Source organism: Collinsella sp. AF37-9, from assembly GCF_003475115.1.
Lineage (GTDB): Bacteria > Actinomycetota > Coriobacteriia > Coriobacteriales > Coriobacteriaceae > Collinsella.
Genome location: NZ_QROQ01000046.1, coordinates 1 through 6,764, shown reverse-complemented (window position 1 = coordinate 6,764; position 6,764 = coordinate 1). Strand labels below are relative to the sequence as shown.

Below are 6,764 nucleotides of genomic sequence, written 5' to 3'. Positions count from 1 at the left end.
GGCCGAGGCCGCCTCGATCAATTTGCGAAAGAATCTTGACGGTACCTTAAGGCGCATAATTGTCTCTATTGGAAAGCGCTCTGATGCCCAGTCGGACATGGCATGGAAAGGGAATGGAATAGCAATGACTCAGGGAAAGCATTTCGCTGCCGGTGGCGATCACTTCGCCGCACTGCCAAGCAAAAAGATTCACACTCCGAAGGGGATCGCGCGTCTGACCGTCACCGCGGCGACCATGGCCGCCATGACCGGGTCGAGCCTCATCTCACCGTTCGCGGCATTCGCCCAGACCGGTGACGGGACCACGCAGCACCCCGCCGTGATGTCGCCGATCGCCGCCCATGCCGGCGCGGCATCCGGTACCGGCGCGAAATCCGCCGCACAGACCATCGCGGACCTGCAGAAGGCGGTCGACGAGGCGAAGGCGAAGGAGGACGCCGCCAAGGCATCCTACGATGAGGCCGCCGGTCCCTACAACGAGGCGGCTTCCGCCCGCGACCAGGCCAAGGCATCCTACGATTCGGCAGTCAGCGCCGGCACGGCAGCCGACCGAGCGGCAATGGACGAGTACGCCCGTCAGGTCGCGGAGGGCAAGGACGCCGCCGATGCCGCCGGCAAGGACCTCGAGCAGGCGAAGGCGGGTCTCGCAGACGCCAAGGCGGATGCATCCGAGAAGGACGAAGCGTACCAGTCCGCCCTCAAGGCGGCCCAGGATGCCAAGGACGCCCTCGATAAAGCCAAGGCCGATGCCGTAGGCGCCACCCCGGAGGCAATCAGTGCCGCCGAGCAGGCCGTGCGCGACGCCCAGGATGCCGTGGACAGGGCACAGGCCGACCTCGCCAACGCCAACGCGACGCTTGCCGATGCCCAGTCCAAGCTGGTTGCGGCCCAGTCTGCAAAGGATTCCGCCGATTCTGTCCTCGCTGCAGCCCAGCAGAACAAGGACGCGGCGGATGCGAAGGCCGCAGCCGCCAGCGCCGCCTACGAGAAGGCGAAAGCCGACCTCGCCGCAGCGGAGGCAGGCGCCAGCGGTCCGGAGTACGATGCGGCGAAACAGAAGGTCGCGGACGCAGAGGCAGCCCTCGCTGCCGCGCAAACGGCACAGTCCCAGTGCGGGTCCGAGCTCGAGCAGGCGCAGTCCGCTGCGGCAACGGCGCAGACCGAGCTGAATGATGCCCAGGCGTCCCTCTCCGCAAAGCAGCAGGCCGCGGCCGATGCCGAATCCGGCGTGAACGCCGCCCAGTCCGCACTCGATGCCGCGAACGCAGACCTCGATGCGGCCAAGCAGGCGAACGTCGACGCCGTCGCCAAGCTGGATGCAGCGAAGCAGGCTGTCAAGGACGCCGAGTCCGCCAAGGCAGCCGCCGACGTAGAGCTCGCGAACGCCAAGGCCGCAAAGGATACCGCAGACGCCGCCGTGACCGCCGCGCAGCAGAAGGTCGACGAGGCACAGGCGAAACTCGATTCCGCCGACGCGCAGCTCAAGCAGGGAGCCATCGGCTTCTTCCGTGCCATGGGTGCCGATTCAGCCATCGAGATCATCCAGAACTGCACATACAAGGACTACACCGAGGTGGGAAACAGCCTCGACGCGACCAGTCTCGACAACATGCTCGCGGCAATCCCGTACATGAAGTCCATCAACGAGTATCGCAAGTCCGTCGGTCTCTCTGAGCTCCAGGTCACGTACAAGCTCATTGCGGCGGCGATTGCCAACGCGAACTATTCCGATATCAAGTTTGGGCATTCCATGCAGTTTGATACGAGCGAAAACCTCGCATGGAACTATGGAACCGATCCGAAACCGCAGTGGGTGGACCAAGAAAAGGCTTTCTTCGATCAGGCGGTAAAGGAGCTCTATGGCGTCACCGGGCTAATCGGTAAGGATGCCGTAGATTTCTACAAGTCGCATAGCGGGATTGAATCCTATGTCAACCAGCATTTTAAGGTTGCCGGATATCCCGCAACCGTCGGTCACTACCTGCATGTCATCAGCCCTGAAATCGGCTATATGGGTATGGCAGTCTGCAGCAAGGGAACCATGAACGGCTGGCAGACCGACAGCTTCGATACCGCAAACCTGGGTTGGACAGGCTCCGGTTGGAACATGAACCCCATGTCCGTCGACGAGTACGAGCAGAAGCTGACCTCCTACATCGACGGCCTCAAGAACGCCAAGAGCGCACTCGACGTAGCCAAGGCCGATCTCGCATCCAAGAAGCAGGCAGCCGCCGGCGCCGCCGCAACCGTCCAGCAGAAGCAGGTCGCGGTGGATTCCGCACAGGCAGGTGTCGATGCCGCGAAGCAGGGCGTTGCCGATGCCCAGCGTGCCGTCGATGCCACCAAGGCTGATATCGCCGCCAAGCAGCAGGGCGTCATGGATGCCCAGACCGAGCTTGATGCGGCGAAATCGGACCTCGATGCCGCCAACGCGGCAGTCGATACGGCAAAGTCGACCGTCCAGCAGAAGCAGGTCGCCTTTGATGCCGCCAACGCGGCCGTAACGGCCGCACAGTCCAAGCTGGACTCCGCCAAGGCGGACACCGTATCCAAGCAGCAGGACGTCATGGATGCGAACGCCGACCTCGCGAAGTTCTTCCAGGACGTCGCCGACGCCAAGAAGGCGGTCGATACCGCAAAGAGCGCCCACGACGCGGCGGTAGCCGACCAGGCCGAGAAGGCGGCGGTCATCGCAGCCGCCAAGCAAAAGGCGGATACCACCGCGAGCGCCCTCGCGGATGCCCAGCGTGCCGTCGATGCCGCAAAGGCCGACACCGGCGTTGCCGCCGACAAGCTCACCGGCTCCCAGACCGATCTCGAGGACGCACAGTCGAACCTCGACATCCTCACCGGTCTTGCCGCGAAGCTCGCAGAGGCACAGCAGCGCGAGCAGGATGCAGTAAAGGCCGTCAATGACACCAAGGCCGCGCTCGATGCCGCGAAGGCGGACACCATCGCCGCCGAGTCCCTGGTCTCTGCCGCCGAACAGGCAAAGGCGCAGGAAGACGCCAAGCTGGCGAGGCTGAACTCCATCGATGCCGGCGCGGCGATCGCTTCCGGCCATGACGCGAACGCGGATGACGCCCTCAACGCGCTTTTCGCCGCAGCAGTCGAGGCACGTGCCAAGGTCGCGCCCGCCAAAGTCATCCTGGACGAGAAGCAGGCTGTGGTGGACGGGCTCAAGCCCGGCTATGATGCGGCGCTCGCCGCCTACGAGCAGGCGAAGTCCGACCACATCGCGGCGGAGCAGGAGCTTTCCGATGAGATCGCACGACAGGAGGCAGAGGAGGCCGCAAAGCAACAGGTGGCATACAGCCCGAAGCATCTCGCCGGCACGGAGACCGCCCAGTCCGGTAGCCTCGCCCAGACCGGCGACCGCGCGGGCCTCATCGGGGAGACGTTCGTCATCGGCGGCACCGTCCTCGTGGCGACCGGCGTCTTTCTCGATCGGAAGAAGCGCCGCGAGCAGATGTAGAAGCGAGCCGGGCGTTGGATATCGGCTGGTGTCCAACGCCCGGTTTCATGGGCAGGGAGATCGGTGTGAGAACAAAGGCTATTATCGTTGCGCTTCTGGTGTGCCTTTCGGCACCTCAACTTGGATGTGCCAGCGTTGCAAAGCAAGGAAGCGGCTCTACGGAAAGGGCCGCCACAGCGGTAAAGAATAAAGACAAAAAGAAGCCAAGCGAAGAAAAGGCGACGCAAACCTCTGGATCCAAGACCGAGGAGAAGAAAGAATCCGACGACAAGGACCAGAAGTCCGATGACTCCAAGAAGGAGGATAACAAGTCTTCCGATTCCTCGAAGTCGGACAACAAGGGCGATTCCTCCCAGTCCAAGCAGAATTCCGGCAATTCGCAGAGTTCCGGCAGCAACAATTCCTCTTCCAACGGCGGCAGCCAGAAGAAGTGGGTTGCCGAGCAGGGCCACTGGGAGACAGATTACAGCCAGGTCTGGGTGCCGAATGTGGTTTATACGCGCCATGAACGTTGGATCTGCAGTGCATGCCACGCAGCATTTGGATCTGCAGCCGAAATGGACGCTCACGCTCACGCTACTTTTGGCGATGCGCAGCATCCTAACGGCGGTTCTGCAATCAATGATTCGTATACCACCTCTGAGGACCAAGGACATTATGAACAGCAGGCTACGGGACAACATTGGGTTGTCGACGTCGCCGGTCACTGGGAGTAATGTACATCGTTCCTCTCCTCTTACATTTGGTAAATGTTTATTTATTTGTGGGCGGCCGGTTCGGCCGCCTTTTTTAGACGCCCAGTCTAGGAGCAAACGATAGGAAAGCAATCAAACGAGAGGCCGTTCCAAAAGAATCCGGCGGTGCCGGATGCTTCGGGCAAAACCTTCCGCAAATCGGTAAGGTCTTCCATCAACTTGCTCCAGCCCTCGCCCGGAGTCCGCTGCGCGGTAATGCAAACACTCGGCATCCCTCGCATTCGCATTACCGCTCCGCTCTCGCTACAGCGAATCTCTAACACTCAGCATCCTTCGCGTTAAAAATTCGCTTCCGCTCACGGTCTTCGCTGACACTACGACACCGCGAAGCCTTTCGCTCGAAACGAGGCCTCTCATTTCGTGTCTACGCTACGCTCCGCCCAATCGCCGTTCCGGTGATTGCAAGATTGGTGTTGGGCTAGATAAATGGGGCCATACTCGCCCCCTTTATCTGCCAACACATCTTGATTATCGCCTTCCACGGCGATAAAGTTAGAAATGAAATTCGCCTTCATTTCTAAGGGAAGTGACGGCGTCACTTCAAAAAATCGGCGCGACGTCAGTCGCTCCCAAAAAAGGAAAGCAATCTCATATTGGTTTTGAATCGGTGGCCTCACCGATTCGCTCTGCTTTCCTGGGGGCATGATGAGTTGCAAGCGTCCACACACCGTTAAGGCGACACTCACTTCTGAAGAATACGAAACGTTTTCCGCTTTGGCGGACAAGGCAGGCATGACGAAAGCCGAACTCATTCGCTATGCCTTGAGTCATCGGAGTGAATCACTCGATGATCTAGTCATTTCTAAAAATGATGACGGTGGCCGCAGTAAAAAGCTGCAACCCGTTTCAGGCGATTTGCATGAAACGCGTTCGAAGGCCATTTACGTTAAGGTCACCGATGGGGAGCACGAAGCGATCCGCAGACGAGCGGATGTACTTGGTGCGACCGTCAGTGCGTATGCCCGCCGCGTGATGCTTGCCGGGAAAATCGAGAAGATCGATTTCGATATGAGCCAGGTCGCAAAAATCTATCACGAGCTGTATCGCGAGGGGACGAACCTCAACCAGCTGATGTACTTCGTGAATGCGCAAGGTCTTCCGGCCTACAACGAGAAGGCAGTTTTCCGAACGCTTGAAAAGGTTTACCAGAACGCCCGCAAAGTCACTCTCTTTATCGAAGAACTCGAACAGCGCTATTTCGTCGGCGGTGATCAAAATGACCGTCGTTAAGCAGAAAGGTGTTTCGTCCGAGCGCTATGCGAAGAACGTGCGCAAGTACATTAACGGAAAGTACGCTTTGGCCCGCGGCGGCTGGAACCTCGCGAACGGAAAGCACTGGTTTTCCGAAATGGCTATGACGCGGAAGATGTTCCATCACGACAGGCCCGCGCGTGCCGGCGCGAAGAACATAACGATGCTTCATCAGGTTCTCGCGTTTCTGCCCGAGGAGTGCAGCTGCAACGGAGGCAAGATGACCCCCGATGCGTGTATGGCCTACGCGGAGCAATGGCTTGCGAAACACTATCCGCATCAACAAGTGATTGTCGCGTTGCATGAGGAAAGCGATAAGGCGGGAAAACGCTACGCGGTTCATATGGCGATTAACCGCACGGATCTTTTGACGGGTAAGCGTTGCGAGACGGGCGGGCGTCACGGAAAATTCGAACGTGCCGCGTGGGTCCGTGAACTCGATAAGAACTGGAATCTTACTCAACTTGAAAAGGGAAAGAAGAATTCGAAGATTCGAGATCGTCAGCCGCGCGACACAGAAAAGAAAATCGTTGAGCGGGGTGAGTACAGTTATAAAAACAATCTGCGCGAGCTGATCCATATTGCAATCGATGAAGGTCATCCGAAGAATATGAATCAGTTCAAAAAGATACTTGCCTCATGGGGCGTAGACATTTTCATCAAGAATAATCGAGTCTATGCGACAGATCTCGATATCAAAGAGGCCGGCAATCCGAAGTGCACTTTCAACCTGACTCGACTCGACGGACGTTTCGCAGCCAAACAACTTGAAGCGGCGTTCGAAAAGAACGTGCTGGAAGCCGAGCGATCGTTACCGTACGAGAAACGCTGTGAGATTTACATCCAACGACTCAAGAAAGCGTATTCGGCGTGGGTCGAACAGGCGAAGGCGAGCAAGGGCGTCGCCTACAATTCATTCCCCAAATTTATCGTACCGAAGTGCGACGACGATCTGCTTGAAGATCCGGCGGTTCGCGATGAGCTTCTTGCCCGGCGCGGTTACGCAAGGGAGATTCGCAACCGTTATGCCGGCGCCGTTCCCGATGCCGGCGACGACCGCGTTCGCGCCGCCGGCCAGGCGCACGGCGGCGGTGCTGTGTCGAGGCAGCTGGACGACCGCGTCGTCGACCGCGCTGACTACTCGCGCGGAGACACGCCTCGCTAGTTTTGGAAAGCCTATCGTCGGTGCCCTAGCGCGCTGCCATCCAGTGCCGATTCTTTCATGCTCGCAATTCGGGGTTGATTTCCGATCTCAGCCGAACACACTGAGCAAATAGGCCGTT

The 6,764-nt window shown here is 59.1% G+C and carries 5 protein-coding genes; 4 read left to right on the top strand and 1 reads right to left on the bottom strand.

Annotated features, from left to right (window positions below; all coding sequences use genetic code 11):
• The first annotated feature begins 124 nt into the window (after positions 1 to 124).
• Together DW024_RS09655 and DW024_RS09650 are read left to right on the top strand one after the other, a co-directional pair.
• A complete protein-coding gene (locus tag DW024_RS09655; RefSeq protein ID WP_118377592.1) occupies positions 125 to 3,475 on the top strand; it encodes a CAP domain-containing protein in 3,351 nt (1,116 codons plus the stop codon).
• Positions 3,476 to 3,540: 65 nt separating this feature from the next.
• On the top strand, positions 3,541 to 4,191 hold the full coding sequence (locus tag DW024_RS09650) for a hypothetical protein (RefSeq protein ID WP_233541374.1): 651 nt from the start codon (positions 3,541 to 3,543) through the stop codon (positions 4,189 to 4,191).
• A gap of 392 nt (positions 4,192 to 4,583) precedes the next feature.
• Here DW024_RS09650 and DW024_RS09645 read toward each other — a convergent pair whose 3' ends face one another.
• Positions 4,584 to 4,982 (bottom strand): hypothetical protein, encoded by a 399-nt coding sequence (locus DW024_RS09645; protein WP_118377591.1) that lies wholly within the window; start codon positions 4,980 to 4,982, stop codon positions 4,584 to 4,586.
• On the opposite strand from DW024_RS09645, the gene DW024_RS10120 reads away from it, so the two are divergent.
• Together DW024_RS10120 and DW024_RS09635 are read left to right on the top strand one after the other, a co-directional pair.
• Positions 4,963 to 5,460, top strand: coding sequence for a hypothetical protein (locus DW024_RS10120; protein WP_158572196.1), 498 nt, complete (start codon positions 4,963 to 4,965; stop codon positions 5,458 to 5,460). The two genes, DW024_RS09645 and DW024_RS10120, sit on opposite strands and share 20 nt — an antisense overlap.
• Positions 5,447 to 6,646 carry a relaxase/mobilization nuclease domain-containing protein gene (locus DW024_RS09635; RefSeq protein ID WP_158572195.1) on the top strand — a complete coding sequence of 400 codons (1,200 nt, stop codon included), beginning with the start codon at positions 5,447 to 5,449 and terminating at the stop codon, positions 6,644 to 6,646. The genes DW024_RS10120 and DW024_RS09635 overlap by 14 nt, the downstream gene beginning before the upstream one ends.
• Positions 6,647 to 6,764 lie beyond the last annotated feature (118 nt).